Source organism: Myxococcus faecalis, assembly GCF_050039385.1.
Classification (GTDB): domain Bacteria; phylum Myxococcota; class Myxococcia; order Myxococcales; family Myxococcaceae; genus Myxococcus; species Myxococcus fulvus.
This window is the reverse complement of the sequence record NZ_CP144336.1, coordinates 6,341,494-6,368,023: the sequence shown is the minus strand read 5'-3', so window position 1 is coordinate 6,368,023 and position 26,530 is coordinate 6,341,494. Positions and strand designations below refer to the sequence as shown.

The following is a 26,530-nucleotide window of genomic DNA, read 5'->3' as shown; positions in this document are numbered from 1 at the left end:
CGCCTACGCGGGCAGCCGCTCGCGTCTGCCGGGCGGCGGCGTGTGGTCCTCGTCCCCCCGCTCCCGGGCGCGGGGCCGCTGCACGGGGCCGCCGTCCTTGCGTCCTCGCAGCCACTTCTCCAGGCCGACGGCGGGCAGCACCACCGCGCCCACCAGCACGGACAGGCCGATGGCCTCCAGCGACAGGGGCGCCGTTCCGAAGATGCTCCGCATGAAGGGCACGTACATGAACGCGAGCTGCAGCAGCACCAGCGCGCCGATGCCCATGAACACCGTGGGGTTGCTGAACAGGCCCACCTTGCGCACGGAGCCCGTGAGCGTGCGGCACATCACCATGTAGAAAATCTGGAAGCTGATGACGGTGTTCACCGCCATCGTCTGCGCCTCGGCCAGCGCCCGCGCGTGCCCCACCGCCGGCAGCTCGCGCGAGTACTCCCAGAGGAACAGGCCGATGGCCCCCGCCGCCATGAGCAGCGCGACCAGCCCCGTGCGCATCACCACGAAGTGGCTGAGCACCGGTGCGTCCGGACGGCGCGGCCTGCGGCGCATCACGTCCGACTCGCGCGCCTCGAACGCCAGCGGCAGCGCGAGCGACACCGTGGCCACCAGGTTGATCCACAACAGCTGCGTGGGCAGCATCGCCATCAGCGGCACCGCCCTCCCGCCGATGTCCTGGATGGGGAAGAACGCCACGCCGCACAGCAGGATGAGCGCGAGCCCCAGGTTGGTGGGCAGCACGAAGGCGAGCGACTTGATGAGGTTGTCGTAGACGCGCCGCCCCTCCTCCACCGCCGCCGCGATGGAGGCGAAGTTGTCATCCGTGAGGACGATGTCCGCCGCCTCCTTGGACACCGCCGTGCCGGTGATTCCCATCGCCACGCCGATGTTCGCCTGCTTGAGCGCGGGCGCGTCATTCACCCCGTCGCCCGTCATCGCCACCACGTGCCCTCGGCCCTGGAGCGCGCGCACCAGGCGCAGCTTGTGCTCCGGCGCCACGCGCGCGAAGACGTTCGTGCTCTCGGCCACGTGCGCCAGCTGCGCGTCGTCCAGCGCCCCCAGCTTCGCGCCCGCGACGCCCGGCATCCCCGCCTCTTGAAGACCCAGCTTCGCGCCGATGGCCTCCGCCGTCGCCAGGTGGTCGCCCGTGATCATCTTCACGACGATGCCCGCCTCGTGACAGGCGCGCACCGCCTCGATGGCCTCCTCGCGCGGAGGGTCCATCATCCCCTGCAGGCCCAGGAGCTCCAGCCCACCCTCGACGTCCTCGAGCGCCAGGTCGTCCTTCGCCTCGGGCACCTGCCGCGACGCCACCGCGAGCACGCGCATGCCCCGCCGCGCCAGCCGCTCCACTTCCTCCAGCACCGCCTCACGTGACGCCGCGCCGTCCAGCTCGCAGCGCGCCAGGACCACCTCGGGCGCGCCCTTGAGGAGCACCACGCGGCCCGCGCGGCCGTCGTCGTGCAGCGTGGCCATGAACTGGTTCTCCGACTCGAACGGGATGGCGTCCACGCGGGTGAAGCGCGAGCGGGACTCCTCCACGCGCAGGCCCGCCTTCTCCGCCGCCACCACCAGCGCGCCCTCCGTCGGGTCGCCCGTCATCCGCCAGTCGCCGTCACCGCCCTCCAGCGCCGCGTCGTTGCACAGCGCGCCCGCGAGCAGCAGCTCCTTCGCGTCGTCGGGCAGGAGCGACTCGCTGAGCGCCGGGCCGTCGCGGCGCAGCTCGCCCCGGGGCGCGTACCCCACGCCGGTGACGGTGTAGCGCCCCGTCGGCGTCCACAGGGCCTGCACCGTCATCTCGTTGCGCGTGAGCGTGCCCGTCTTGTCCGAGCAGATGACGGTGGTGCTGCCCAGCGTCTCCACCGCGGGCAGCTTGCGGATGACCGCGCGCCGGGCCGCCATGCGCTGCACGCCGATGGCCAGGGCGATGGTGACGATGGCGGGCAGGCCCTCCGGAATCGCCGCCACCGCCAGGGTGATGGCCACCACCACCGCCTCGCTCATGTCATACCCGCGCCACAGCCCCACCCCGAGCAGCAGCACCGATACGACGAGGATGGCCACGGTGATGACCTTGGCGATGCTCGCGAGCGCCTTCGTCAGCGGCGTCTGCAAATCCGTCGCTTCGCTCAACATCTCCGAGATGCGCCCCAGCTCCGTGGCGCCTCCCGTCGCGATGACCACCGCCTGCCCCACGCCCGAGGTCACCAGCGTGCCGCCGAAGACGACGCTCGTCCTGTCCCCCAGCTCCGCGTCCTTGGCCACCACCGAGGGCTGCTTCGACGCCGGCACGGACTCGCCCGTGAGCGCGGCCTCCTCCACCTGGAGGTTGCGCGAGCCCACCAGCCGCATGTCCGCGGGCACCTTGTCCCCGGCGGCAATCTCCACCACATCCCCGGGCACCAGCTCCGCGGCGGGCACCGCGCGCTTGTGGCCCGCGCGCACCACCGTCGCGTTCTGCGGCACCATCCGGCTGAGCGCCTCGATGGCCTTGCCCGCGCGGAACTCCTGCACGAAGCCGATGAGCGTGTTGAGCACCACCACGGCGGCCACCACCAGCCCGTCCGTCACCTTGCCCATCACCACCGCCAGCACCGCCGACACGATGAGCACCCAGATGAACGGACTGTTCACCTGTCGCCACAACAGCTTCAGCGGCCCCTCGCCCTTCTGTCGCTCCAGGACGTTGGGCCCATGACGGGAGAGCCGCTCGCGCGCCTGCTCGTCCGTCAGCCCTGACGGTCCGCTCTCCAGCCGCTCGAAGGCCCGCTCGACCGGCAGGGCATGCCAGGGCACCGCTCCCGAAGCGGGCTCACGTGCGTCCTCGACGCCGGACGCGGCGGGTGGCGGCTCGCGCATTCGACTCCCCCAGTCAGCAACCAGCTCTCTCCCCTCAAGCTATGTCCGCCCCAGGCCCGCGCCCCACGCCCGCCCTCGCAGGAGGCAGGCGACGCGTCGCGGCCGTGACAAAGCCGTTGCCTGGCTCGCGATTTCCAAGTAATCAAGAATTAAAGGAATCACGAGCTTCTCGACTTCGTCCTGATGAACTCCAAAAAGTCCGGTGTGGTCCTGTTGGGGGTGGTGCTGGTGGCCTCGGTCGTCGCGCTGCTGACCCGAGGCCTGTCTGCCTCCTCGAATGAATCCGCCCCCGCCGCGAGCGCCGCGAGGCCGCCCACCTCCAGCGGCGTCATGGTGGGCACGCCCTCGGGGGTGCCGCCGGCCTCGGAGCCGACGCCCGCGGTGGAGCAGCTGCCGATGCCCGGGTGCTGGGATGGCCTGCGGGAGCTGGACAAGGCGACCTCGCTGGACGCGCTGCGCGCGGCGCTGGGGGTGGCGGTGGGGCACCGCGACAACCTGCTGGCGACCTACCTCCAGGAGCGCCTGACGGAGCTCGTGGGGCAGGACGCGGGGCGCGCGCTGCAGGTCATCGAGTGGGCGAAGCAGGCCAGCCCTCCGGAGCTGGGGCTCTACCTGGAGGCCGTGAAGGCGGCGCCAGCCGTGCACGACGCGAAGGTGTCGGCGGCGCTCCTGGGGATGGGCGAGGACAAGAGCCTGCCGACCCAGAACCGCTCGGCGGCGCTGGACGCCCTGGAGACCCAGCGGCGGCTGTCGCCCGGGGACCTGGCGCGGCTCAAGGCGGTGGCCCTGGACGAGACGGCGGACTCCACCGCGTGGGTGGCCACGCGCACGCTGGGCCGGGTGATGAAGGAGGACTTCGAGCGCACGGGCACCCATGCGCCGTACTGGAAGGAGCTGCTCTCCATCGCCGGCACCTCGGACGACATGGCGGTGCGGTTGCTCGCGCTGGAGATGCCGTCGTACTCCGACCCGCTCATCGGCCCGGAGTCCTTCGACGAGCTGGAGCACATCCTCACCACGGACCGCGAGCGCGACGTGCGGGAGATGGCCGCCTTCCGGCTGGGCGTCACGCGCGAGCCCGAGCAGGCGCTGAAAATCTACGAGGCGGCGTTCGACAAGGAGCACGACGTCTGCGTGCGCTGGGCCATCTTCCGCTTCGCCGTGCGCGCCGCGGGAGAGGGAGCGCTGCCGATGCTGGCGAGGCTCGCCGCGAAGGACCCGCGCTTCCAGCGCGACTACACCGAGTTCCAGCAGCTGTACGCCTCCGGCACCGTGGACTTCGCCCGCATCTGGCTGGGCAAGGGCGAGCACCACGCGTGCCTCGTCGAGGAAGGAGCGCCGCACTGATGCATGCCCTCATGAACAGGCGATGGGGGCGCGGGCTCCTGGTGTCGTTCCTCCTGGGCGCGGCGGGGCCGGCGAGCGCGGCCGCGCCGCTCTTGACGCCCGAGACGTGCTCGGTGGAGACGATGCTCCGCGACGTGCGCGCGGCGATGAAGGACGGCTCACCCGCGCTGAAGCACTACGTGAAGGCGCGGCTGCGCGAGGCGGCGCTGGCCATGCCCGCCGGGGAGCTGCAGGCCGCGCTGGAGCGCGAGCACCAGCCGGAGGTGCTGGAGGCCCTGGGCGCGGCGCTGGCCACGAAGGCAAGTCACGCGGAGTCGCCCGGACTGGTGCAGCCGCTGCTGGCCCGGGCCGCGGGAGACGCGGACCCGGCGGCGCGCGCGGCGGCGGTGCGGGCCCTCAGGGCCACGCCCTCCGTGGAGTTCATGGCGAAGAACGGCGGCGTGGTGACGTACGAGCAGCTGGTGCGCGACAGCTCCCCGGAGGTGCGCCAGGCGGTGGCCGACAACCTGCTGGCGGAGAGCGCACAGGTGTACTCGGGCCATGACCGCACGGTGTCGGAGACGACGGTGGCGGTGGCGTCGGCGGCCGAGGACCCCGCGGTGGCGGCGAGGCTCTTGGGCGAGGTGTCCATGGAGGCCGTGGGCCACGAGACGGTGGAGCGCGTCACCCGGCACCTGAAGGCCGAGTCCCCGGAGCTGCGCGCGGCGGCGGCGACGGCGCTGGGAGGCGCGCCGGGAGCGGAGTCAGCGGGGGCGCGGCGCGCGCTGGTGGAGGCCTTCCGCGGGGACCCGAATCCGGCGGTGCGCAAGGCGGCGCTCGAGGGCATCGCCCGGCTGGGGCAGTCCTCCGCGCGGCCCCTGCTGGAGTCGCTGCGCGGCGTGGACCCGCGCATGGACCCTGAAATCGACGCGTGGCTGTCCGCGCTGAAGCTCAACCTCCAGGAGTGGCACCTGCTGCTGCGCGAGAAGCAGCGGCTGAGGAGGTGACCCCTGCATCACCGGGCAGTGCCGCAGCGAAACAACCAGAGGAGGCAGTTCCATGAAGGCATTGAAGTGGATGTTGGCCACGGTGGCCTTGGCCGTGACGGGGTGGTCCACGAGCGCGTCGTCGGCGACGGCCGTCGGTCCCATCTGTGACACGGCCGCGCGCGTGGGCTCCACGACGTACTACTCGTGCTCGGGCAGCAGCCACAACGCGCTCGACATGAGCAATGGCACGTGCAGCGTGTGGAACCACCGCGGGATGATCAACGTCAGCCGCTACTACGCCTACTACGGCGGCTGTGCGAACAACTGCAGCGGCGGCACCAGCTGCAACGGCGGCGCGGGCAACTACTACGTCGTCACCGGCGGCAGCGGCTGGGACTTCCGCCAGCTCCACCTGAACTCCAACGTGTCCTCCGGCTCCAAGACCTGCGACCGCTGCGCGCTGGGCCTGGTGGGCTCCACGGGCAACTCCACCGGCGCGCACGTGCACGCGGACAACCGCCAGTACGGCACCCGCAAGACGGCCTGGTACACCAGCGTCGGCACCACGTGCGGCTCCAGTGCGTATTGCAGCAATCGCGTGGGTACGCCCACGCTGTAGTCGCAGTCCCCAAACCCGCGCCCCGCTCCGGTTTCCCTATGGCCGAGGCGGGGCGTCCTTGTTTCACGCGTCGGAGCGCCGCGGGGCCTCGGCGGCGGCCCGGCGCAGGATTTCCCCCGTCGCCGCGTCCGCGGGGAAGAAGGACTCAATCGCCAGCTCCGCCAGGGTGACGTCCACCGGCGTGCCGAACACCGTCGTCGTGCCGATGAAGGCCAGCACGCCCCGGGGCGTCATGATGCGAAGGGGCACCACCACCCCCGCGTAGTCCGGCTCGGACGCGTGGCTCGGCACCGGCCCCATCCCCCGCAGCTCGTCGAGCAGCGCCGCCAGCGTCGCGTCCGCGGTGGTCGACACCTGCCGCTGCAGCCTGGCCAGCACGTGCGCGCGCCACTGCTCCAGGTTGAGGATGCGCCGGCCCAGGCCGTCCGGGTGCAGGCTCAGCCGCAGCACGTTGACGGGGGGCTGGAGCAGCTCGCCGGGGATGCCCTCCAGGAGCACGCCCACCGCGCGGTTGGCCGTGACGAGGTGCCAGTGCCGGTCCACCGCGAGCGCCGGGTACGGCTCGTGTCCGGAGAGCACCAGCTCCACCGCCTCGCGCGCCGCCGTCATGCGCGGCCCGTCCAGCTCGTTCTCCGAGTAGACGGGCGCGAAGCCCGCCGCCACGAGCAGCGTGTTGCGCTCGCGCAGCGGCACGTCCAGCTCCTCGGCCAGGTGCAGCAGCATGTCCCGGCTCGGCGTGGAGCGCCCCGTCTCCAGGAAGCTCACGTGGCGGGCGGACACCTCCGCGCGGCACGCCAGGTCCAACTGACTCAGGCTGCGGCGCTGACGCCACTCGCGCAGCAACTCTCCCACCGGACGGCTCGGCATCATCATGCCCCTGACCCTAGGAACAACGGGGAAGCCTGCCCATTACCTCCCGCGTAATCGACCCGCGCACCGCCCACGCGCAATGTGTGTCCCCAGACGGCGGCGGGATTTCCCCGGCGCCGCATTCCAAGGACACAGCCATGAGCGCCATTCCCGCGTCGCGTACCTTCCTGGGCCACATCCTGCTCGCCGACGGCCTCATCAGCGGCGCCACCGGTGCCCTGATGTTCTTCGCCGCCCAGCCCCTGAGCGAGCTGCTCGGCCTGCCCGTCACGCTGCTGCGCTCGGCGGGCTTCAGCCTGCTGCCCTTCGCCGCGCTGCTCGTGTTCCTGGCCAACCGGCCCCTCGTCCCCCGGGGGCTCGTCTGGGCCATCATCGGCGCCAACGTGCTGTGGACGGTGGACAGCCTGGCGCTGCTCGCCACGGGCTGGGTGCAGCCCACCGTCTGGGGCGTGGCCTTCACCGTGGTGCAGGCCGTGGCCGTGGCCGCCTTCAGCTGCCTGGAGCTGATGGCCCTCAAGCAGGCCCGCATGGTGCCCGCCTGAGCGTGCGTCGAGCGCGGCGCGAGGCGCGCCTCAGAGCGCCTTGCGCACCGCCTCCAGCGCGGCGTCGTAGTCCGGCTCGTGCATCATCTCCGGGACGATTTCGCGGAACACCACCCGGCCCTCGCGGTCCACCACGAAGGTGCTGCGCGCCAGGAGGCCCAGCTCCTTCATGTACAGCCCGTACTTCCGCGCGAAGTCCCGGTCCTTGTAGTCCGAGAGCACCGCCACGTTCTGGATGCCCTCGGCCGCGCTGAAGCGGTTGAGGGCGAAGGGCAAATCCAGGCTCAGGTACCAGACCTTCACGTCCGGCCCCAGCTGCGTCGCCTGCTGGTTGAACATGCGCAGCTGGATGGCGCAGACCTTGGTGTCCACGCTCGGCGCCACGCTCAACACCACCACCTGCCCCTTGAGCTCCGACAGGCGGTGGGACTCGTAGAAGCCCTTGTACACGGTGAAGTCGGGCGCGAGGTCGCCCACCTGCACCTGCCCGTCGCCCTCCAGCGTCACCGGCTTGCCGCGGTAGGTGACCTGGTCCTTGAACTCGGCCATCACTGCACTCCTCTCACGTCACGCGGCCAGCAGTGCCGCACCAATGAGGCCGCTGTCGTCGCCGAGCTCCGCGTCGGCGATGAGCAACCCCTCGCGGGACGTCTGGGACGCCCACGCCCTCACACCGTCCAACACCCGGCGCCGCATCCCAGGGCAGTGGTTCAACACCCCACCCCCGAGAATGAGCCTCGCCGGGTTCAACACCGTCACCTGGTTGGCCACCGCCAGCGCCAGGAAACGCGCGGCCCGCTCATACACCTCCCGAGCGGCCTCGTCGCCTGCTTCCGCCGCCTCTTCCAGCGACACCGGGGTCAGCCGGGAGGCGTCGTTCTCCACGAGCTTCGCGAGCAGCGGAGCACGGCCCGCGACGAGCAGCTCCTTCGACTGGGCGATGAGGTTGTGGCCCCCGGTATACGCCTCCAGGCAGCCCTGCTCGCCGCAGCCGCAGCGCCGCCCGTCGGGGACGACCTTGATGTGGCCCAGCTCGGCCGCCACCCCGCCCGCGCCCTCCAGGAGGCGCCCGCCGGCGATGATGGCGCTGCCCACGCCCGAGCCGACGAACACCACCAGCAGGTCCTGCGCGCCACGGCCCGCGCCCGCGTGCAGCTCACCCCACGCGGCGGCGGACAGGTCGTTCACCACCTTCACCGGCTGCTTCAGCCGGTCCGTGAGCATCTTGCCCAGGGGCACGTTGCGCCAGCCCAGGTTGGGGGCCACCGACAGCACCCCGGAGTCCTTGTGGATCTGCGCGGCCGCGCCCACGCCGCAGGCGTCCACCGGCACACCCGCGGACCGCACCGCTTCGGAGGCGGCCTGGGCGATGGTCTCCACCACCCCGGACGGGCTGCGCTCGGCGAGCGCCACCTTGGTCGACGCGAGCAGCTTCCCCGCCTCGTCCACCACGGCGGCTCGAGCGAACGTCCCCCCCAGGTCGATTCCCAGCGTCGGCATGGCGGTGTTCCCCTCTAGCCTTTCACGCGCTGGACCAGCTCGGTCACCAGCGCCTCGACTTCCTGCTGCCGCGCGTCGTCCTTGAACCGGCCCTCCGGCGTGAAGGCCTCCGCGGCCCGCGCCAGGTGCACCTGCGTGGGCAGCACCAGCGCGCCCACCGACGACATCACCTGCCGCAGGTGCGGCTGCATGCGCGCGGTGCCGAAGTTGCCGGGGCTTGCGCCCATGATGGCCGTCCACTTGCCCTGGAACAGCCGGCCGGGCGCACGCGACGCCCAGTCGATGGCGTTCTTCAGGCCGCCTGGAATCGACGAGTTGTACTCGGGGCTCGAGATGAGGAGGCCCTGGGCCTTCGCCACCCGCTCGCGCAGGGCGACGACGCTCGGGGGCAGGCCCTGGGCTTCCACGTCACCGTCGTAGAGCGGCACGCCCACCGTCTTGAGGTCCACCACGTCCACGTCCGCGCCGAGCGCGCGGGCCTTCTCGACGGCCAGCGCCAGGAGCTTCTGGTTGAAGCCGCCGGTGCGCAGGCTGCCCGCGATGGCCAGGATTCGAGGCGCGCTCACCCTCCCACCTCACGCTGCACCTGGGCCACGGTGCCCTCGATGAGGGCCTGGATCTCCTTGAGGCGCTCGGGCGTGTTGGCCTCGAAGCGCAGCACCAGGATGGGCTGGGTGTTGGAGGCGCGGATGAGGCCCCAGCCGTCGGGGAACGTCACGCGCACGCCGTCCACGTCGATGATGTCGTGGCCCGCCGCGCGCAGCGTCTCCGTGGCGCGCTTGACCATCTCGAACTTCTTCTCCTCCTTCGTGTCGAAGCGCAGCTCGGGGCTGGCGTAGGTCTTCGGCACGTCCGCGAGCAGCTCCGACATCTTCTGCTTCTCGTGGGTGAGGATTTCGAGCAGGCGCGCGGACGAGTACACCGCGTCGTCGAAGCCGAAGTAGCGGTTCTTGAAGAAGATGTGGCCGCTCATCTCGCCGGCCAGCTCCGCGTGCTCCTCCTTCATCTTCGCCTTGATGAGCGAGTGGCCCGCCTTCCACATCACGGGCTTGCCGCCGCGCTTGGCGATGTCGTCGTACAGCGTGTAGCTGCACTTGACCTCGCCGACGATGGCCGCGCCCGGGCTGTCCTTGAGGACGTAGCGGCTGAAGAGGACCATGAGCTGGTCGCCCCAGAGGATGTTGCCCTGGTCGTCGATGACGCCGATGCGGTCGCTGTCACCATCGTAGGCGATGCCCACCTCGGCCTTCTCGCGCTTCACCGCGGCGATGAGGTCCTGGAGGTTCTCCACCACGGTGGGGTCCGGGTGGTGGTTGGGGAACGTCGCGTCCATCTCGCAGAACAGGGGCACCACGTCGAAGCCCATGGACTCGAACAGGGGGACGGCGATGGCGCCGCCGGTGCCGTTGCCCGCGTCGATGACGATCTTCATCCCCTTGCGGCCCACCTTCACCGTCTGGCGGACGAAGTGGTTGTAGGGGGTGATGATGTCGTACGGCGTCACGGTGCCGGGCGTCTTCGAGACCTCGAAGTCCCGCGCCTCGATGAGGCGGCGCAGGGCCTGGATTTCGTGGCTGTGGAAGGTCGTCTTGCCCGCGCCAATCTTGAAGCCGTTGTACTCGGGCGGGTTGTGGCTGCCGGTAATCATGGCCAGGCCATCCACCGGCAGGGTGTTGGCGGCGAAGTAGGTCAGCGGCGTGGGCACCACGCCCACGTCGAAGACGTTGAGGCCCGTGGACGTCAGGCCGGCACAGAGCGAGTCTCGGAAGCGGGTGGAGGACTCGCGGCAGTCGCGGCCCACGGCGATGAAGCGGCCGCCGTTGCGGCGGATGATGGTGCCCAGGCCCTTGCCCAGCAGCTCCACCACTTCGGCCGTGAGGTCCTTGTCCACCAGACCCCGGATGTCGTACTCGCGGAAGATATGCGCGTTCATGAAGGTGTCCCCGCCCTCCTCCTGGAACCGGAGGGCATGACAGAGGGCGGCGGACTCTACACGAGCGCAACGGTTCCCGGCACCCGACAGGGGGCCTGCGCGGGCTGCTGAACGATGCTCCCTCGGCGCCCCTGTGAATCCCTGGGGTGCCAATCAACCCCCACACCCGCCCGGCTGTGGGGCGACCGGGGGTCCGGGCTCCCTCTGTCGAGGGAGGCGAGCGCTCCAGTCGGGCCGGCCTCCTGGGGCGAACGCCCTCCAGGCGAGCCCTCATGGGTCGGAGAAGTTCGGGTGGGCCCCGCCTCGACGGCGCGGCCGCCGAGCGCGTGCCAGCGGCCTCTCCTCGGCAGCGGGCGCCGCCTCGGCAAGGCCCGAGTGCGTGCTCACCGTATCGCCAGGGTCACGAGGGCGGCCTCGGTAGAGGCCCGAGTGCGTGCTCGCCGTATCGCCAGGGTCACGAGCACGGCCTCGGTAGAGGCCGGACCTGAGTCCACGGCGCTCACGCTCCGCTGGGGGCACCCCTCCGGAACACGCGTGCCTTCGGTACGCGGTGACCTCCGCACCCGCGCTCCGCTGGGAGCGCCCCTCCGGAACACGCGCGCCTTCGGTACGCGGTGACCTCCGCACCCTCGCTCCGCTGGGAGCGTCCCTCCGGAACACGCGCGCCTTCAGTGCGCGGTGACCTCCACACCCACGCTCCGCTTGAAGCGTCCCTCCGGAACACGCGCGCCTTCGGTACGCGGTGACCTCCGCACCCTCGCTCCGCTGGAAGCGCCCCTTCGGAATGCGCGCGCCTTCAGTGCGCGGTGACCTCCACGCCGGCGCTCTCGATGGAGAGCGGCACCTCAGGGCGCGGCTGCCCGCGCAGGACCTGGTAGTGGCGCAGCCAGGAGGCGTTGAGCGGATCCAACGCCAGCGCCTCCGCGTAGCGCTCGAGAGCCGCGTCGTGCTGCCCCCGAACCTCCAGCGCGTGGCCCTGCGTGAAGAGCGCCCGGGCCCGCGACTCCGCCAGCGGACGCGCCGCGAGGAAGGCACCGCGCATCACCTCCGCCTGCTCATCCGCCAGCCCCGCGTCGAGGCAGCGCGTGACGCCCGCGAGGTTCCCCCGCGTGGCGTCGTAGCCGGCGCGCGACACCACGTCGGTCAGCATGCGGCCCGCCGCCTCCACCCGGCGCAGCAGCGCCTCCAGCGCCTGACGCTGCCCCAGGGGCAGGGTGCGCTGACGGAAGAGGTTCAGCCTGCGCAGCGCCGAGGTCGCGCGACGGCGCACCGCCTCGAAGTCCTCGTGCGGCAGCGCGCCGAGCAGCGCGTACGGGTCCTTCTCCACCACCGCCGCGCGCGACAGCACCCGGGCCAGCTCCGCGTCCGGCACCGGCTCCGCCTCCAGCGCGCGCGGCCCCGAGCCCAACCCCAGCGCGTGCGCCAGGAGCTCCCGCGCCGCCTCGCCCGCGAACTGCACGTGCAGCCCCGACTCACCGTTCCACGCCCGCGCCTCCTCGCGCGTGACATGGCGGACCACGTCGCAGTCGCACGCCACCTTGCGGCCCTTGAACGTCAGCTCCACCGGGAGCTGCGAGGCGAGCGGAGGCAGCACCCCCGCCCACGTGGCGAAGAAGCCGTCCACCGTCACATCCCCCAGGCGCACCGGCACCAGCTCCGCGTCCGTGGCCAGCCCCAGCCGCACGAGCAGGCCCCGGGGCGACTCCATCTTCGGCGGCGTCAGCTCGGCCGTCGGCACCTGCTCGTAGGCGACCTCGCGCAGCGCGCGGTGCAGCGGCGTGGCGTCGTCCTCCGGGAGGATGTGGCCGAAGATGGAGATGCTCCCGCGCGACGTGCGCGTGCGCTGCGGGGGCGCGGGCCGCACCCGGCCGATGCCCTGGCTGTCCAGCAGCGCCTCGCGGAAGGAGACGGCGTCCGGGAACCGCTCCCCGGGGCTCTGCGAGAGCGCGCGCAGCAGCACGTCCGAGAGAGCGCGCGGCACGCGAGGGTTGAGCTCATGCGGCGCCGCGGGCGACAGCGCCCCCACGCGCCCGAAGCCGAAGGGCAGCCGGCCCGTGGCCAGCAGGTAGCCCACCACGCCCAGGGCGTAGATGTCCGTGCGCCCATCCACCGTGTCCTGCGCCCACTGCTCGGGCGCGAGGAACGCGGGCGAGCCCACCACCATGCCGCACGCGCGCTCCTCGCGGGACAGGCTGGCGGTGAGCACCTCGCGCGAGCCGAAGCCCAGCACCTTCACCCGCCGCTCCCCCCGCGAGTCCCACGTCAGCACCAGGCTGTCCGCGCTCAGCCCCCCGTGCACGCGGCCCTGCGCGTGGGCGACCTCCAGCGCGCACAGCGCCTGGGCCAGCACCAGCACGACTTCCGCCGGAGCCAGCGGCATGGGCAGCTTCGAGAAGGGCTCCCCCTCCGCGTGCTCCATCAGCATGCACGGCAGCCCCGCGGGGCCGATGCGCGCGTCCAGCACCCGCGCCACATGGCGGTGCTTGAGCGAGCGCAGCGCGCGGGCCTCCGCCAGGAAGCGCGAGCGCACCACCGGCTGGGCCGCCAGGTGCGGGTGCAGCACCTTCACCGCGAAGCGGTGCCCCGTGGGCGTGTGCTCCGCTAGGTACACCGTCCCCAACGCCCCCGAGCCCAACGCCGCGCCCAGCACCAGCGGGCCGTGCCGCTGCCCCTCCAGGGACGGCGCCCGAGGACACACCGACCCCACCGGATGCTCCACCGCGCAGTGATTGCAAGCCATGTTCGAGCTCCGCCCCGTCCGCCCCGGGATGGGGCGGGCGGCGACGGCCCTGCAACCGGCGTGCACCCCCGACTTCGTCAGCGACTGGACACGACAACCTCCCGCCGGGACGAGAAAGCGGAGAACCCCGTTACCCACGGAGCGGAAGTTCTTTCAGCCCCGGGGTCGGAAGTTTCTCCAGCGCACACTGGGCGCCTGCACCTACAGGTACTTCTGCAGCTTGCGGGCCTTGAGGGCCTCGACCACCTTGCGCACGTCCTGGCTCTTCTCGCGGGGCACCACCAGCACCGCGTCGCCGGAGTCCACCACCACCACGTCGGTGAGGCCCACGACGGACAGCGGGCGCTTGTCGGCGAGCACGATGCAGCCCTTGCAGTCCACCACGACGGCCAGGTCGCCGGAGATGACGTTGCCGTGCGCGTCCGCGGGGCGCACCTCGGGGATGGCCGCGAAGGAGCCGACGTCCGACCAGCCAAAGTCACCCGGCAGCACCGCGATGTTGGAGGCCTTCTCCATCACGCCGTAGTCGATGGAGATGGACGGCAGCTTGGGGAACACCTTCTTGAGCACCGCGCCGAAGGTGCGCTTGCCGGCGGCATCACGCAGGGCCTTCAGGCCCTTCTTCATCTCTGGCATGTGCTGCTCGAAGGCGGCCAGGATGACGTCCGCGCGGAAGACGAAGATGCCGCCGTTCCACAGGTACTCACCGGAGGACACGTAGGCCTGCGCCGTCTGGGGGTCGGGCTTCTCCTTGAACGCCTTCACCGCGCGTCCGCCGCCCTCCAGCGCGTCACCCACCTGGATGTAGCCGTAGCCCGTCTCCGGGCGGTTCGGCTGGATGCCCAGGGTGACGATGTGGCCCCCCTCGGCGATGCGCGCGGCCTGCTCCAACACGCGCTTGAAGCCCGGCACGTCGGCCACGTGGTGGTCGGAGGGCAACACCACCATGACGCCCTTCGGGTCGCGGGCGGCCACCTGCACCGCGGCGAGCGCGATGGCGGGCGCGGTGTTGCGGGCCACGGGCTCCACCAGGAGGTTGGGCTTGGGAAGGCCCTTCACCAGCTTCGCGGCGGCCTTCGCGTGCAGCGGGCCGCACACGATGAAGGTGTTCTTCACCGTGGCCAGGCCCTTGAGGCGCTGGGCGGTGTCGGTGATGAGCGGCAGCTTCGAGGCGAGCGGCAGGAACTGCTTGGGGCGCGCCTGCCGGGACAGCGGCCAGAAACGCGTGCCGGAGCCACCGGCCATGATGACGGGGTAGAGGGCCATGCGGGGTACGACTCCTGCGAGTGCCGGCTCGGAGCCAGCGAGAAGCGCCAGGGTCTTCCCCCCGGCGTGACTGGCGGCGCACCATACCGTTTCGGCCTTTCCGGGAAAGAGGGCAGCCGTGACGAAGCCAGCCCCTCCAGAGCCGTTGCGACTCCCACCTTCCCGCCCACCCCGCCCGGCCGGACGCCCTCCGGACGGTGAAGCGGCCGGAAGTGGCGGGAGTTTTGACCCGCCCCCGAAAAGCCAGTCTCATGCCGCGCTGTTGGACTTCCTCAAGGCCAGATCCACCGGGCTGACGCTCCTCCTCACCATCGCGCTGACGTTGGGGCTTTCGCTCGCCCCGATTCCGGAGGCGTGGCGCCCCCTGCCCTCCCTCCAGCGCGGTCCCTTGCAGGAGAAGCTGGTCGCGCTGACCGTCCCGGCGAGGTTCCTGGGGGGCCAGCCCGTGCCCGCGCCGGAGACGGAGGTGGCCGCGGGCCAGCCGACGAAGCCCACCGCGCCCCCCGAGGACGATGCGGGCGAGGACGCGGGCACCGACGTCGCCGCGCTCCCCCCCGACCAGCCCGTGGTGCCCACCGTGCCGGGCATCGGCCTGGAGGAGCTGAGCGCGCCTTCCCTGGCCCGCGCCGTGGAACTGGAGGCGCTGCGCGAGAAGATGAGCGCCCAGCACGTGGACATCGAGCTCAACTGCCGCAAGGCGCGCTCGGATGGCACGTGCGAGGAGGACGGGCTCGCCCCGTTCCACAAGGCGCTGGGCGAGCTGCGCGCGGACACCCGACGCACGCCCGTGCGCGTGGTGCACCTGGGCGACTCGCTGGTGGCGTCCGACTACATCACCGACGTGGTGCGCGACAGGCTCCAGGAGCGCTTCGGCTCGGGCGGCAAGGGCTTCCTCTTCATCACCCGCCCCGCGAGCGCGGGCCGGTGGACGCGCTCCGGACGGGGCTCGGACGGGTGGACCATCGAGCGGCTGGTGGACACCAAGTGGCCCCGAGACAGGGTGGGCTGGACGGGTGTGGCCTTCACCGCGGCGGGCGGCTCGCAGAACACGAAGTACGACGCGGAAGGAGCCAGGGTCGCGGAGCTGTTCTTCCTGGCCCAGCCCTCCAGCGGCTCCGTGCAGCTGTCGGTGGACGGCCGTCCGCTGCAGCGCATCCAGACGCGCGGCTTCTCGAAGACGAAGTCGGAGGCGGCCTTCGCGCGGGTGAACCTGCCCGAGGGCGCCAGGACGCTCACGCTCACCACGTCCGGCCGGGTGGAGCTGCACGGCGTGACGCTGGAGACGGGCACGCCGGGCGTCATCTACGACACGGTGGGCCTGCTGGGCGGCATGGCGGAGGTGTACCTGCGCGCCCAGCCCGCGGCCTTCCGCGCGCAGCTGCGCCAGCGCAAGCCGTCCATGGTGGTGCTGATGGTGGGCGGCAACGAGGCGTTCTTCTACTCGCGCGAGCGCACCACCTTGGAGGAGGTGCGCGCGCAGATGAAGGAGCTGGTCTCCCGCGTGCGCACCAACGTGCCGGACGCGGCGTGCCTGGTGATGTCGCCCATCGACGCGGGCGTGCGGACCATGGGCGGCGAGCCGGTGCCACGCCGTGGGTCCAAGGAGGTCTCCGACATCTTCCGCGAGGAGGCGCGCCTGGGCGGCTGCGCGTTCTGGGACGCATACAACGCCATGGGTGGCGAGGGCGCGGCGCTGCGGTGGCTGGAGGCGGGGCTGATGCTGGAGGACCTGGTGCACCCGCGCGCCAAGGGCTCCGACCTGCTGGGCCACCTCTTCGACCTCGCGCTCCAGCGCAGCTTCGCCAAGGCGCACACCCCGCTGGTGCCGGTGGCGGACACGCCGGGGCTGCAGGACGCGGACATCGCGCTGACGCGGACCTTCGACAAGCTGCGCCGCCGCGAGTCCGGCGAGGCGCTGCGCGTGGGCATCGCCCAGCTGGGCGCGTCGCATACCGCGTCGCACTACTTCACGGACGCGGTGCGCGACGTGCTCGCCCAGCGCTTCGGTGACGCGGGCCGGGGCTTCATCGCCGCGGGCAAGTCCTCGCCGCGCCTGGACAAGGCGCGCGTGGCGCGCGAGCTGACGGGCGAGTGGAAGGTGGAGGACGCGCTGGACTCTGCGCCGGGCGGTGTGTGGGGCCTGACGGGCATCCGCGCCGTGGGCGCGCCGGGCTCCAAGCTGCGCATCCAGTTCTGCAAGGGCTGCCCCGAGGAGAAGTCGCGCACGGGCCGGTTGGACCTGTACGCGCTGGACGTGCCGGACGTGGCGTCGCCGGACATCCGCGTGGACGGCGAGGACATCCCCCCGGACGCGCCTCCGCCCGAGCCGCTCACCGCGCCCACCGTGCGCATCCGCTCCTTCCCCGTCACCGGCACCTCGCACGAGGTGGAGGTCGCGGCGGCGCCGAACAGCAAGGTCACCGTGCTGGGCGCGGCGCTGGAGTACGACACGCCGGGCGTGGTGCTGGACGCGCTGGGGCTGCCGGGCTCCACGTCCTTCACCCTGCGGGACATGGACGCGGCGGCGGTGGACGCGCAGCTCGCGTCGCGGCGGCCGGACCTGCTCGTGTTCTGGTACGGCACCAACGAGGCGAACCTCGTCGGCCTGGACGCGCAGGGGTTGTCGGGCGACTACACGGCGCTCATCTCGCGGCTGCGCAAGGCCACGGGCAACGCGGAGTGCCTGGTGCTGGGCCCCACGGACCGGCTGGCGAAGGACGCGAGCGGACACTGGACGGAGGCGCCCTCGCTGGCGACGGTGCTGGACACGCTGCCTCGCGTCGCGCGGGACGCGGGGTGCGCGTACTGGTCACCTCGCGCGGCCATGGGCGGTGAGCGGGCCATGCTGCGCTGGCAGCGCTCGCGGCCGGTGTACGGGCACACGGACGGCGTGCACCTGACGCCCGAGGGCTACGAGCGACTGGCGGCGAGCTTCGCCCGGGACTTCCTGTCGGCCTACGAGGCGCGCAAGAAGGGCGAGCCCACCGCGCGCATGGAGGGGAACTGACGTGCTGTCGCACAGCCTCCAGTACCTCGTGTTCGTCATCGCGGTGTTCGCGCTCTACTGGGCGGTGCACCGTCACTACTGGCCGCGCATGCTGGTGCTGCTGGGCGCCAGCGTCTTCTTCTACACGGCCTTCACGCCCTTCCCGCTGCTCATCTTCCTGGCGGGCGTCACCGTGGACCATGTGCTCGTCAAGGGCATGGGCCGCGCGCGGTCGCCCGGCGTGCGCAAGCTGCTCGTCACGCTGTCGGTGGTGTCGAACCTGGGGCTGCTCGCGGGCTTCAAGTACCTGGAGCTCTTGCGCCAGACGGCGCTCTCGCTGATTCCGGCCTCGTGGGGCCTGCACGTCCGCGAGACGCCGTTCGATTTGATTCTGCCGCTGGGCCTGTCGTTCTACGTCTTCCAGGCCATCAGCTACACGGTGGACGTGTACCGGGGGAAGGCCAGCTCCGAGCACTCGTTCCTCGAGCACCTGCTCTACATGCTGTTCTTCCCGCGCGTGGTGAGCGGTCCCATCATCCGCGCGTCGGAGCTGCTCGAGCGCTTCCGCGACGTGCCCACGCTGACGCCCGAGGACGGCGGCCGGGCGATGTTCCGGATTGCCGTGGGCCTGGTGAAGAAGCTGGTCATCGCGGACGTGCTGGGCAGCGGAATCGTGGACCCGGTGTTCGCCGCGCCGGAGAAGTACGCCTCCGCCGAGTGCATCGTCGCCGCGGTGGCCTACACCTTCGAGCTCTACTACGACTTCTCGGGCTACTCGGACATCGCGCTGGGCGTGGCGGCGCTGTTCGGCTTCAAGTTCCCGGAGAACTTCAACCGGCCGTACCTGGCGAAGAACGTGGGCGAGTTCTGGAACCGGTGGCACATGAGCCTGTCCACGTGGCTCCGGGACTACCTGTACCGGCCCTTGGGCGGCAACCGCGTGTCCAAGCCGCGCGTGCTCTTCAACCTGATGACGGTGATGGTGCTGGGCGGCCTGTGGCACGGGGCGGACTGGCGCTTCGCCGTGTGGGGCGCGGTGCACGGCGTGGCGCTGGGGCTGACGCGCTGCTGGGAGTGGTCGGTGGGCAAGCCGGAGAACCCGGGCATCCCCCGCGTCGCGGCGGGCATGCTGGCCACCTTCACGCTGGTGGTGCTCACGCGCGTGGTGTTCCGCGCGCACTCCATGACGGACGCGGGGGAGTTCTACGCGCGGATGATGGCGGGCGTGCCGGGCATCGCCAACGTCAGCCCGCTGGTGTGGGGCATGCTGGCCGCGGCGGTGTTCTTCCACGTGGTGCCGATGAAGCTGTACACGGTGGCCTCGGAGGCGTTCGTCCGGATGCCGGTGCCCGTGCGCGCGATGGCGCTCGTGGTGCTCGGCCTGGGCATCCGCCACCTGGCGTCCGTGGAGGCGCGGCCGTACGTCTACCTGCAGTTCTAGCCGCGCGCGCCGAGGAACGACTCGAAGTCCGGCACCTGCGACAGCTGCGTGAGGAAGTCGCGGAGGATGCGCGCGGTGGCGCCCCAGATGACGTGGGACTCGTACGTGTAGAAGTACAAGTCCCGCTCCGCGCCGAAGACCTCCTTGCGCTCCACGCGCAGGATGGCCGGGTCCAGCAGGCGCGCCAGCGGCACCTCCAGGATGAAGGCGACCTCCTCCGGGCTCGGCGTGTAGCGGCCGTCCCCCGGAATCACGCCCACGAAGGGCCGCACGCGGTACTGCGAGATGGTGGGCACCTCGTCCAGCATGCCCAGCACGCGCACGCCGCGCCGGTCGATGCCCAGCTCCTCTTCCGTCTCGCGCAGCGCGGTGTGCAGCGGCGTCAGGTCCTCCGCGTCGCGGCCTCCGCCGGGGTAGCTGTACTGGTTGGCGTGGGTGCGCAGCGTGGCCGGGCGGCGGGTGAACACCATGTGGGGCACGCCGTCGCGCTCGAACAGCGGCACCAGCACGGAGGCCTCGCGCAGCACCAGCCCTGGCAGGTCCACGCTGCGCGCGGGGCGCGTGGACAACCGCGCCTCCACCGCCTGGAACAACGACTCCACGCTCACGACGCCACGCCTCCGCGACTCAGTCGGTGATCTGCTTCTCGAGCTGCTGCTTGCCCGGCTCGGGCGGCACGTCCACGTTCTCCACGCCCGACAGCGGCTTGAGCATGTTCATCTGGAGCAGCACCAGCAGCAGCACGCCCAGCGCCACGCGGTAGACCACGAACACCAGCGTGGTGCGCGAGCGCAGGTAGTTCAACAACCACGCGATGGCCGCCATGCCCGAGGCGAACGCCACCAGCGTGCCCACCCAGAGCGACACGGCGCTGGGCCGCTCGGTGGCTTCCAGCAGGTGCTTGAGCTCGAAGATGCCCGCGAGCGTGGTGGCGGGGATGGACAGGAGGAACGAGTAGCGCGCGGCGTCCTCGCGCTTGAGGCCCAGCGACAGGCCGCCCGTCAGCGTGGTGCCCGAGCGCGACGAGCCCGGGATGAGCGCCAGCGCCTGCCACAGGCCGATGAGGATGCCGTCCCGCCACGTCATGTCCGCCAGCGTCCGCTTGTGGGAGGCGCGCTTCTCCACCACGAAGAGGATGATGGCCAGGATGATGAGGCTGCCGGAGATGACGTAGAGCGAGCGGAACTGCGTCTCGATGGCCTTCTTGAAGGCGAGGCCGCACAGGCCGATGGGCAGCGTGCCCACCAGGACGAACCACGCGAGGCGCGACTCCACGGTGCCGAAGGGCTCGCGCTTCGCCAGGCCCTTGAAGAAGGCGGTGACGAGGGAGACGATGTCCTTGCGGAAGTAGATGAGCACGGCGGCCACCGTGCCCAACTGGATGACGGCCGAGTACGCGGCCCCCGGGTCCTTCCAGCCGAACAGCTCCGGCGCGATGCGCAGGTGGGCGGTGGAGCTGATGGGCAGGAACTCCGTGAGACCCTGGACCAGTCCCAGGACGATGGCTTCAATAAGGCTCATAGGCGCGGTCCCGGGATGTATGCCCGGACACCGCCGCCAGCAAGGGCGTTCCTGTGCGTGTGTGACTCGCAGAGCATGCGGCGCTCCCGACCCACCACCGGTCCAGGTAGGCTCCCCTCCCGAGACATGCCCCCTGCCCCACCCTGCCCCTGTTCCTCCGGCCTGCGCTACCGCGAGTGCTGCGCCCCCTTCCACAAGGGCGAGGCGGAAGCCCCCGACGCCGAGCGGCTGATGCGCAGCCGCTACAGCGCCTTCGCCCAGCGTGAGGCCTCCTACCTGTGGAAGACACTCCACCCCCAGCACCCGGACCGCGCCCGGCCCGAGGCCGACGTGGTGCGGGAGCTGCGCGCCTTCGCCCAGGGGCACCAGTTCCCCAAGCTGGTGGTGATGGACCGACAGGCGCCGGACGCCCAGGGCAACGCCCAGGTGCTCTTCTTCGCCAAGGTGTTCGAGAAGGGAAAGGAGCGCTCCTTCGTCGAGCGCTCGGACTTCCGCCATGACGGGGTCGGCTGGCGCTACCTGTCCGGGCACACCTTGATGCTCCGCGAGCTGACCGTCCCTCCCGAGTCCCTTACCCTGGCGACGTTCCCCCGGTAGGAGGTCTTCGATGCCCGCCGCGCCGAAGAAGAAGTCGCCCGCGCTGGAGGAGGCCACGAAGCAGGGGGACTGGGCGGGTGTCCTGGAGAACCTGCTCACGCGCTGGCGCGCAGCGCCCCACACGGTGCTGGCCGAGCGCATCGTCGGACTGGGCAAGAAGCTCGCGAGGGACCTGCCCGCACCCAAGGACTGGGACGCGCTCGCCGAGAGGCGGGATGCCGCGACGCTCACGACGCTGCTCGCGGCGCTGCTCGACAAGGGCTCGGTGAAGGCGAGGCCCCGGCTGGAGGCGCTCGCGGATTGGCCCGAGGACCCGCGCATCGACCGCTGGGTCGCGAGCCAGTTCGCGGAGCCTCCCTTCACCAGCACTGGCGCGCGTCCCTTCTGGACGAGGCTTGCGCCCCTGGCGCGCCGCATCCGGGATGCTCGTGCCGCGAGCACGGTGCTGAAGGCGCGCAAGGGCTACGACGTGGAGGACGACGCCGAGGCCTTCTTCGCGAGCCACGTCGACCGGATTCGCGCCCAGCTCGACGCCGCGGCCCGCGAAGGTGAGCTCTCCGCCGCGGACCACCAGGCCATCATCCACGTCGACGCGGAGATGCGGGAGGCCGAGCCCGTCGCGCCTCGGAAGGCCTGGGACGTGGGCGAACACTCCAATGCAGCCCACGGGGCCGTCCTCCCTGTCGACGCGGAGCAGCGGGGGGCGGAGCCCGTCGCGCCAGGGAAGACCTGGGCCGTGGGCGAACACTCCAATGCGGCCCACGGGGCCGTCCTCCCTGTCGACGCGGAGCCGCGGGGGGCGGAGCCTGTCGCGCCAAGGAAGGGCGGGGACGCGGAGGCGCTGCTCGCGCGGGTGTTGGAGGAGCCAGGAGACAACGAGGCGCGCGCGGTGCTGGCGGATGTGCTGCTGGAGCAAGGCCATCCGCGCGGCGAGCTCATCGCCCTGCAGCTCGAGGCCACGCGTCGGTCGCTCACCACCGCCGAGCGCAAGCGCGAGCGGGAGCTTCTCGAGAACGCGCGCAAGGAGCTGCTCGGTCCGCTCGACGAGGTGCTCAAGCCCGACTGCGTCTTCACGCGGGGCTTCCTGTCCCACGCCGCGCTGAAGCAGGGCAACTCGAGCGCCCTGCGGAGCGCCATCCAGAAGACGGCGGGTCATCCGCTCTGGGCCACGGTGGAGCACCTGGAAGGTCGCGGGGACTACGACGTCACCACGGACCCGGTGATGAAGTCGCTGCGCTCGCTCGTGAACAGCGACGTGAGGACGCAGGACCTGGCGAAGCGGCCCGGGCTCGAGTCCCTCGCGATGCGTGGCGCGCTCGACCAATGGGTGGAGCTGGCCCAGGACCCCAGCGCGTTCCCCTCGCTGCGCCACCTGGACATCTTCGCCTTCCACTGGTGGGCCGCTCGATTCCTGGAGTCACCACTCGTGTCCAGGCTGGAGCGCCTCCAGCTCCGCGTCTACGTCAGTGGCCCCTCCGCCGCGGAGGCGCTGGCCCTCATCCCGCTCGTCCCGAGGCTGAAGGTCCCGGACCTCACGCTCCGGCTGGTACGCAACGACTCCAAGGACTGGAGCTGCGGCTTCCGCTTCGTGCGTGGACCCGATGGGAGGCACGAGGTCCACCTCTTCACCACCGCGATGAACGAGCCCCACGAGGAGCTCGTGCGCGATGACCTCCTGGCGGGGCTCGAGCGAATCGACCGGCTCGAACCCTTCAAGCGCTCGAAGCTCATCCTGGACCATCGGCTCCGCACGGCGGCGAGGCACGAGGTCTTGCGACGGGTCGGCGAGCTCGATGGCGTGCTCGCGGAGTGAGGGACGGGACACGGCTCGTCCCCCCGCCGCGAGGAGCCCGGTGCACGGTCCGGGCTCCTCGCCTCGACTCACCTGACTACCGAGGCACCGTCGAGCCCGTGGGCGACGTGGTGTCCGGCTTCTCCGGCGCGGGGTCCGAGGCCGCGTCGATGGCGCTGGCCGTCTGCCAGGCCAGGCTCGCGAACGAGTTGGGGACCGTGGGCGCGGCGCCGCCCTCGTCCGTCGGGTCCGGCGGCGGCTTGTCGCCAATCTCGTCCTGCTGATTGATGCAGGGGTCGTACGTCGGCCCCTCCGTCGGGTCCTTGTCCTCCTGGGGGTTGCCCTGCTGCGGGTCGGAGCTCGTGTCCACCGCCGAGCTGCCCACCGAGCCGCCCTTGCGCAGCTTCACCGGCGCGCTGAACACCGTCATCGGCAGGCCGAGCCGCTGGACGCGCGCGAAGAACGCATCGCTGGTCCCCCGGCTGCCCGCCACCGCGTACGCGAAGCGCCCCTGCTCGGGAGCGACGCCCAGCGCGAGGTACTGGCCCGTCCTGCGGCACAGTCCGACGACCACCTGCGTGGCGCCCTCGGGCAGCTCCGCGTTGGGAGGCAGGGCCTGGATGGTCGGCACCTTCGGCAGCGGCGCCACCTCCGGGCACGAGGGGCTTGGCGTCGGCCGCGAGCCCAGCGTGCGGCATCCCGTCAAGGCACCCACGAACAGCACACACATCATCAGCTTCTTCGAGGTCTTCATATCGTCGTTCCCCCTCCAGTCCATCCAGGCGGGCCCATCCCGCCGTCAATCGAAGACCAGGACGGAGCGCACCCAGCTGCGTGGGTCTCGCTTCATCCAGGCCATCCGCACGTCCCTCAGCGCGTTGGCCGCGCGCTCGCCGTGCTGAATCCGCTCCCTCACGGCATTGAAGAAAGGTCCTGCTTCCGCGTCCGGCACATCCACCGTCGCCGCGAGCACCGTGCTCGCGCCCGCGTCCAGGAAGGCCACCGGCAGGCTGAAGCGCTCGTACGTCCACGCGGCGCCATGCGCGGCCCGACATGCGCCGAGGATGACCAGCGGCTGGCCGCGCAGCTTCGCCCCGCGCACCTCGCCGGCGGTGAGCGCGTAGCGGCCGCTCGGCTCCGGCGACAGGACCAGCAACGAGGCCTCGGACACATCCGGATTCATCAGCCCATGGGCGTGGACCTCGATCTGCGTCGCGTCCGTCATCGCCTCCAGCACGCGGGACGGCGTGGCCTGGCGTCCGAGCAGCATCGTGGCCTCGTCTCCGGGCAGCCCCGCCCAGCCTCCGAGCATCGGCAGGCCCAGCGCCTCGGGCGCCTGCACGTCGGCGACGACGAGGCGGCGAGGCGTCCGCGTACCGGACGCGACGGGCGACGCGCGCACCGAGTGGTACGCCCAGGCGAGGTCCTCCGGCAGCAGCCCCGCGCGACCATGGAGCGGCGGGCGCGCCACCACCTCCACCGCCGGACAGGCGCGCAGCAGGTCCGTCATCGCATCGGGGATGAGCCCCTGGAGCTCGTCGTGCAGCGGGGCCCTGCGGCTCGCGTCGTGGTGACCGACGAGCTGACCTTCCGGGCCTCGCACCAGCACGAAGGTGCGCTCGACGTCCGTGGTGACGGCCAGGACACAGCGCCCGGGGAGCTGTCCGCCCACCTCTTCACCGAAGAGGCGCCACGCCTGCTCGTACTCGCCCGCCTTGGCGGAGGAGAAGAGCAGCGACGTGTAGCTGTACGCGCGGGCCTTGCGGGCATCCACGCTGGTGACGGGCAGCTTCGCGGCCTCGGCGATGGACTGGCGCAGCAGGGCCTCGCCGCGCGGCCGGTCGCGCTCCACGACATAGCGGCCCTCGATGTGCGTCAGCAGCGCGGACTCGCCCGGCGTGAGGTTCCCCTTCTGGCGTCGCTCCGCCAGGCCCTGCACGAGGCGCGCGTCCAGCGCGGAGTCCGGCTGGAGCCGGGCCAGGTCCGCCAGCGTCTTCGCGCCCGACAACAGCAGGGGCGTCTTGCACGCGAGCGCCTCGCGCATGCGGGCCTGCGCGCTCTCCACGGAGAACGCTTCCAGCAAGGCGAGCGCATCGTTGGCGCGGACGAAGTGACGGATGGTGCAGTCGTCGGGACGCTGGGCCAGCGCTTCATCCAGGTAGCCGCGTGCGAGCGCCGCATCGCCCTGGTAGCGCGCGAGCTGTCCGAGCTGGAGCAGGAGCTGCGCCTCTCCCCAGCGCGGGTCCACGCGGTACAGCGCGCGCGCGGCCAGCAGGTGACGCTGGGCCTCGGCCAACCGGTGGAGCTGACGATAGAGGTCGCCCAGGTCGGACTCGATGGGGATGCAGCGATAGCCCAGCGGGTGTTGCTGGCACCGCGCCGCCGCGCTCAGCAGGAGCTGCTCGGCCTGGAGCAGCTCGCCTCGGGAGATGGCCTGCAGTGCGCGCTCGTGCTCCAGGAGCAGCGTGAACCACGGGTCCTGGAGCTTCGCGACGAGCCGGGAGACCTCGTCCAGGTGGTCGGCCACCTTGCTCTCACGAACGAGCGCGCCCAGGAACAGGTCCTGCTCTCCGGCGCGACGCACGTCCTCGAGGAACGCGGCGAAGCCACCCTCGACCTGATGGGTGCGGTACAGCTCCAGATAGCGACGGGCCAGAGGCGCGCGGAGCTGGAAGTCCCGCGTCAGGGTCCACTGGAGAGCCGCGCGCAGGGCGGTGCCGCCCGAGTGCGCGTCCAGCGTCGCGGCCATCGGCTCCAGGGCGCGCACGCGCTCCACGGTGGGGGCCGCGCGCAGGGCCTCGTAGAAGTACATGCGGAAGATGCCGGGCTGTGCGCGGAGCACGTCATCGGGCACACGCGCGCCCTCCACGACGAGGGACTGGCCCCACGTCGACGTCTTTCGCCAGTCCTCGGTGCCTCGCAGCCGACCGCGCGCGGCCTGGGCGCGAGAGGTCGCCTCCTGGGCCCAGCCGGACTCGCCCAGCGCGGCCACCGCGTCGAACGACTGCGCGGCCAGCGCCCAGAGTTCCAGGTCCCGCAGCACCAGCGCGCGGTTCCACAGGGCCTGTGCATGCGTGGGCCGCGAGGCGAGCACCCCCTCCAGCAGCGCGAGCGCGGAGGCCGAGTCACCGCGGTCCAGCGCCATGATGGCCTGGTCGCTCGCGACATCCGGAGAGGTGCCCGCCTTCGCGAGATAGGGCGCGGCCATCTCCGCGTTGCGGCGCACCAGATAGGCCGCCGCGAGGCCGTGCATGTCACCCTCGGACTCCAGTCGCGCCAGCTCGCTCAGGGGCGCCGGAGCCGCGCGGCCCGCGTCCGCCGCCGAGCGCAGAGGCCCATAGGGCCGATACACGTCCGCGCCCGGATAGCTGACCCGGGCCTCGAGCATGCGCACGGGGGCGCTGGTGAGGAACAGCTCGGGCGACACGGGAGCGACGCGGCGCGAGCGCAAGCCCGCCATGAGTGCCGCGCCTCCCACCACCACCACCAACGCCACGAGAACGGCCGACTTCGGCCTCGGAATCCAGGACCCGGACCCTGCATCCACCGGCG

20 protein-coding genes are annotated in these 26,530 nt (G+C 71.7%); 8 read left to right on the top strand and 12 right to left on the bottom strand.

All coding sequences use genetic code 11. The features are described from left to right. Nucleotides 1-3: 3 nt before the first annotated feature. Nucleotides 4-2,856 carry a cation-translocating P-type ATPase gene (locus tag VZQ01_RS25595; RefSeq protein ID WP_426744922.1) on the bottom strand — a complete coding sequence of 951 codons (2,853 nt, stop codon included), beginning with the start codon at nucleotides 2,854-2,856 and terminating at the stop codon, nucleotides 4-6. 183 nt (nucleotides 2,857-3,039) lie between these two features. Between VZQ01_RS25595 and VZQ01_RS25590 the strand changes: the two genes are divergently transcribed. From VZQ01_RS25590 to VZQ01_RS25580, 3 genes are read left to right on the top strand one after another with little or no spacing between them, the layout of a single operon-like run. Then, a complete protein-coding gene (locus tag VZQ01_RS25590; protein WP_223747003.1) occupies nucleotides 3,040-4,203 on the top strand; it encodes a HEAT repeat domain-containing protein in 1,164 nt (387 codons plus the stop codon). Nucleotides 4,204-4,214: 11 nt separating this feature from the next. Then, the gene (locus VZQ01_RS25585; RefSeq protein WP_426744921.1) at nucleotides 4,215-5,189 is read left to right on the top strand and encodes a HEAT repeat domain-containing protein; all 975 of its coding nucleotides are present in this window, start codon (nucleotides 4,215-4,217) and stop codon (nucleotides 5,187-5,189) included. Between the two features lie 52 nt (nucleotides 5,190-5,241). After that, nucleotides 5,242-5,790, top strand: coding sequence for a M23 family metallopeptidase (locus tag VZQ01_RS25580; protein ID WP_223782648.1), 549 nt, complete (start codon nucleotides 5,242-5,244; stop codon nucleotides 5,788-5,790). A 63-nt stretch (nucleotides 5,791-5,853) separates the two neighbouring features. Here the strand turns inward: VZQ01_RS25580 and VZQ01_RS25575 are convergent, their stop codons facing one another. Beyond that, nucleotides 5,854-6,663, bottom strand: a complete 810-nt coding sequence (locus VZQ01_RS25575) for a helix-turn-helix domain-containing protein (RefSeq protein ID WP_305070652.1) — start codon at nucleotides 6,661-6,663, stop codon at nucleotides 5,854-5,856. Between the two features lie 134 nt (nucleotides 6,664-6,797). On the opposite strand from VZQ01_RS25575, the gene VZQ01_RS25570 reads away from it, so the two are divergent. After that, nucleotides 6,798-7,202 (top strand): hypothetical protein, encoded by a 405-nt coding sequence (locus tag VZQ01_RS25570; protein WP_267699351.1) that lies wholly within the window; start codon nucleotides 6,798-6,800, stop codon nucleotides 7,200-7,202. Nucleotides 7,203-7,232: 30 nt separating this feature from the next. Here the strand turns inward: VZQ01_RS25570 and tpx are convergent, their stop codons facing one another. The 6 genes from tpx to VZQ01_RS25540 form a co-directional block, all read right to left on the bottom strand. Next, on the bottom strand, nucleotides 7,233-7,751 hold the full coding sequence (gene tpx, locus VZQ01_RS25565) for a thiol peroxidase (protein ID WP_223747000.1): 519 nt from the start codon (nucleotides 7,749-7,751) through the stop codon (nucleotides 7,233-7,235). A gap of 18 nt (nucleotides 7,752-7,769) precedes the next feature. Next, the gene (locus VZQ01_RS25560; protein WP_426744920.1) at nucleotides 7,770-8,702 is read right to left on the bottom strand and encodes an ROK family protein; all 933 of its coding nucleotides are present in this window, start codon (nucleotides 8,700-8,702) and stop codon (nucleotides 7,770-7,772) included. A gap of 14 nt (nucleotides 8,703-8,716) precedes the next feature. After that, nucleotides 8,717-9,268, bottom strand: coding sequence for an NADPH-dependent FMN reductase (locus VZQ01_RS25555; protein WP_141328863.1), 552 nt, complete (start codon nucleotides 9,266-9,268; stop codon nucleotides 8,717-8,719). After that, nucleotides 9,265-10,635, bottom strand: coding sequence for a phosphomannomutase/phosphoglucomutase (locus VZQ01_RS25550; protein ID WP_426744919.1), 1,371 nt, complete (start codon nucleotides 10,633-10,635; stop codon nucleotides 9,265-9,267). Before VZQ01_RS25550 ends, VZQ01_RS25555 begins: the two co-directional genes overlap by 4 nt. A 796-nt stretch (nucleotides 10,636-11,431) precedes the next feature. Next, a complete protein-coding gene (locus tag VZQ01_RS25545) occupies nucleotides 11,432-13,375 on the bottom strand; it encodes a serine/threonine-protein kinase (protein WP_426744918.1) in 1,944 nt (647 codons plus the stop codon). Nucleotides 13,376-13,576: 201 nt separating this feature from the next. Beyond that, nucleotides 13,577-14,641 carry a mannose-1-phosphate guanylyltransferase gene (locus VZQ01_RS25540; protein ID WP_426744917.1) on the bottom strand — a complete coding sequence of 355 codons (1,065 nt, stop codon included), beginning with the start codon at nucleotides 14,639-14,641 and terminating at the stop codon, nucleotides 13,577-13,579. A 70-nt stretch (nucleotides 14,642-14,711) separates the two neighbouring features. Here VZQ01_RS25540 and VZQ01_RS25535 point away from each other — a divergent pair, with 70 nt between their 5' ends. Continuing rightward, nucleotides 14,712-17,648: a GDSL-type esterase/lipase family protein gene (locus tag VZQ01_RS25535; protein ID WP_426748991.1), complete on the top strand. Its 2,937-nt coding sequence runs from the start codon at nucleotides 14,712-14,714 to the stop codon at nucleotides 17,646-17,648. A 1-nt stretch (nucleotide 17,649) separates the two neighbouring features. Continuing rightward, the gene (locus VZQ01_RS25530) at nucleotides 17,650-19,068 is read left to right on the top strand and encodes an MBOAT family O-acyltransferase (protein ID WP_426744916.1); all 1,419 of its coding nucleotides are present in this window, start codon (nucleotides 17,650-17,652) and stop codon (nucleotides 19,066-19,068) included. Here VZQ01_RS25530 and VZQ01_RS25525 read toward each other — a convergent pair. Further along, nucleotides 19,065-19,676 (bottom strand): NUDIX hydrolase, encoded by a 612-nt coding sequence (locus VZQ01_RS25525; RefSeq protein ID WP_082165458.1) that lies wholly within the window; start codon nucleotides 19,674-19,676, stop codon nucleotides 19,065-19,067. The two genes, VZQ01_RS25530 and VZQ01_RS25525, sit on opposite strands and share 4 nt — an antisense overlap. 19 nt (nucleotides 19,677-19,695) lie before the next feature. Next, the gene (locus tag VZQ01_RS25520) at nucleotides 19,696-20,589 is read right to left on the bottom strand and encodes an undecaprenyl-diphosphate phosphatase (RefSeq protein WP_426744915.1); all 894 of its coding nucleotides are present in this window, start codon (nucleotides 20,587-20,589) and stop codon (nucleotides 19,696-19,698) included. A 126-nt stretch (nucleotides 20,590-20,715) separates the two neighbouring features. On the opposite strand from VZQ01_RS25520, the gene VZQ01_RS25515 reads away from it, so the two are divergent. Beyond that, a complete protein-coding gene (locus VZQ01_RS25515) occupies nucleotides 20,716-21,186 on the top strand; it encodes a YchJ family protein (RefSeq protein ID WP_046716343.1) in 471 nt (156 codons plus the stop codon). A 10-nt stretch (nucleotides 21,187-21,196) separates the two neighbouring features. Then, nucleotides 21,197-22,999 (top strand): TIGR02996 domain-containing protein, encoded by a 1,803-nt coding sequence (locus VZQ01_RS25510; protein WP_426744914.1) that lies wholly within the window; start codon nucleotides 21,197-21,199, stop codon nucleotides 22,997-22,999. 76 nt (nucleotides 23,000-23,075) lie between these two features. Here the strand turns inward: VZQ01_RS25510 and VZQ01_RS25505 are convergent, their stop codons facing one another. Both VZQ01_RS25505 and VZQ01_RS25500 read right to left on the bottom strand, forming a co-directional pair. Then, nucleotides 23,076-23,732 carry a hypothetical protein gene (locus VZQ01_RS25505; RefSeq protein ID WP_223782654.1) on the bottom strand — a complete coding sequence of 219 codons (657 nt, stop codon included), beginning with the start codon at nucleotides 23,730-23,732 and terminating at the stop codon, nucleotides 23,076-23,078. 45 nt (nucleotides 23,733-23,777) lie between these two features. Then, complete coding sequence (locus tag VZQ01_RS25500; RefSeq protein WP_426744913.1) at nucleotides 23,778-26,438, bottom strand: CHAT domain-containing protein; 2,661 nt, start codon at nucleotides 26,436-26,438, stop codon at nucleotides 23,778-23,780. Between the last annotated feature and the right edge of the window lie 92 nt (nucleotides 26,439-26,530).

Bases quoted from the DNA above. Each gene is read 5' to 3' on its own strand.
- VZQ01_RS25500 (WP_426744913.1), bottom strand. From the start codon at position 26,438: ATGGCGGGCTTGCGCTCGCGCCGCGTCGCTCCCGTGTCGCCCGAGCTG.
- VZQ01_RS25540 (WP_426744917.1), bottom strand. From the start codon at position 14,641: ATGGCCCTCTACCCCGTCATCATGGCCGGTGGCTCCGGCACGCGTTTC.
- VZQ01_RS25520 (WP_426744915.1), bottom strand. From the start codon at position 20,589: ATGAGCCTTATTGAAGCCATCGTCCTGGGACTGGTCCAGGGTCTCACG.
- VZQ01_RS25595 (WP_426744922.1), bottom strand. From the start codon at position 2,856: ATGCGCGAGCCGCCACCCGCCGCGTCCGGCGTCGAGGACGCACGTGAG.
- VZQ01_RS25570 (WP_267699351.1), top strand. From the start codon at position 6,798: ATGAGCGCCATTCCCGCGTCGCGTACCTTCCTGGGCCACATCCTGCTC.
- VZQ01_RS25560 (WP_426744920.1), bottom strand. From the start codon at position 8,702: ATGCCGACGCTGGGAATCGACCTGGGGGGGACGTTCGCTCGAGCCGCC.
- VZQ01_RS25580 (WP_223782648.1), top strand. From the start codon at position 5,242: ATGAAGGCATTGAAGTGGATGTTGGCCACGGTGGCCTTGGCCGTGACG.
- VZQ01_RS25505 (WP_223782654.1), bottom strand. From the start codon at position 23,732: ATGAAGACCTCGAAGAAGCTGATGATGTGTGTGCTGTTCGTGGGTGCC.
- VZQ01_RS25585 (WP_426744921.1), top strand. From the start codon at position 4,215: ATGAACAGGCGATGGGGGCGCGGGCTCCTGGTGTCGTTCCTCCTGGGC.
- VZQ01_RS25575 (WP_305070652.1), bottom strand. From the start codon at position 6,663: ATGATGATGCCGAGCCGTCCGGTGGGAGAGTTGCTGCGCGAGTGGCGT.
- VZQ01_RS25510 (WP_426744914.1), top strand. From the start codon at position 21,197: ATGCCCGCCGCGCCGAAGAAGAAGTCGCCCGCGCTGGAGGAGGCCACG.
- VZQ01_RS25515 (WP_046716343.1), top strand. From the start codon at position 20,716: ATGCCCCCTGCCCCACCCTGCCCCTGTTCCTCCGGCCTGCGCTACCGC.
- VZQ01_RS25590 (WP_223747003.1), top strand. From the start codon at position 3,040: ATGAACTCCAAAAAGTCCGGTGTGGTCCTGTTGGGGGTGGTGCTGGTG.
- VZQ01_RS25550 (WP_426744919.1), bottom strand. From the start codon at position 10,635: ATGAACGCGCATATCTTCCGCGAGTACGACATCCGGGGTCTGGTGGAC.
- tpx (WP_223747000.1), bottom strand. From the start codon at position 7,751: ATGGCCGAGTTCAAGGACCAGGTCACCTACCGCGGCAAGCCGGTGACG.
- VZQ01_RS25545 (WP_426744918.1), bottom strand. From the start codon at position 13,375: ATGGCTTGCAATCACTGCGCGGTGGAGCATCCGGTGGGGTCGGTGTGT.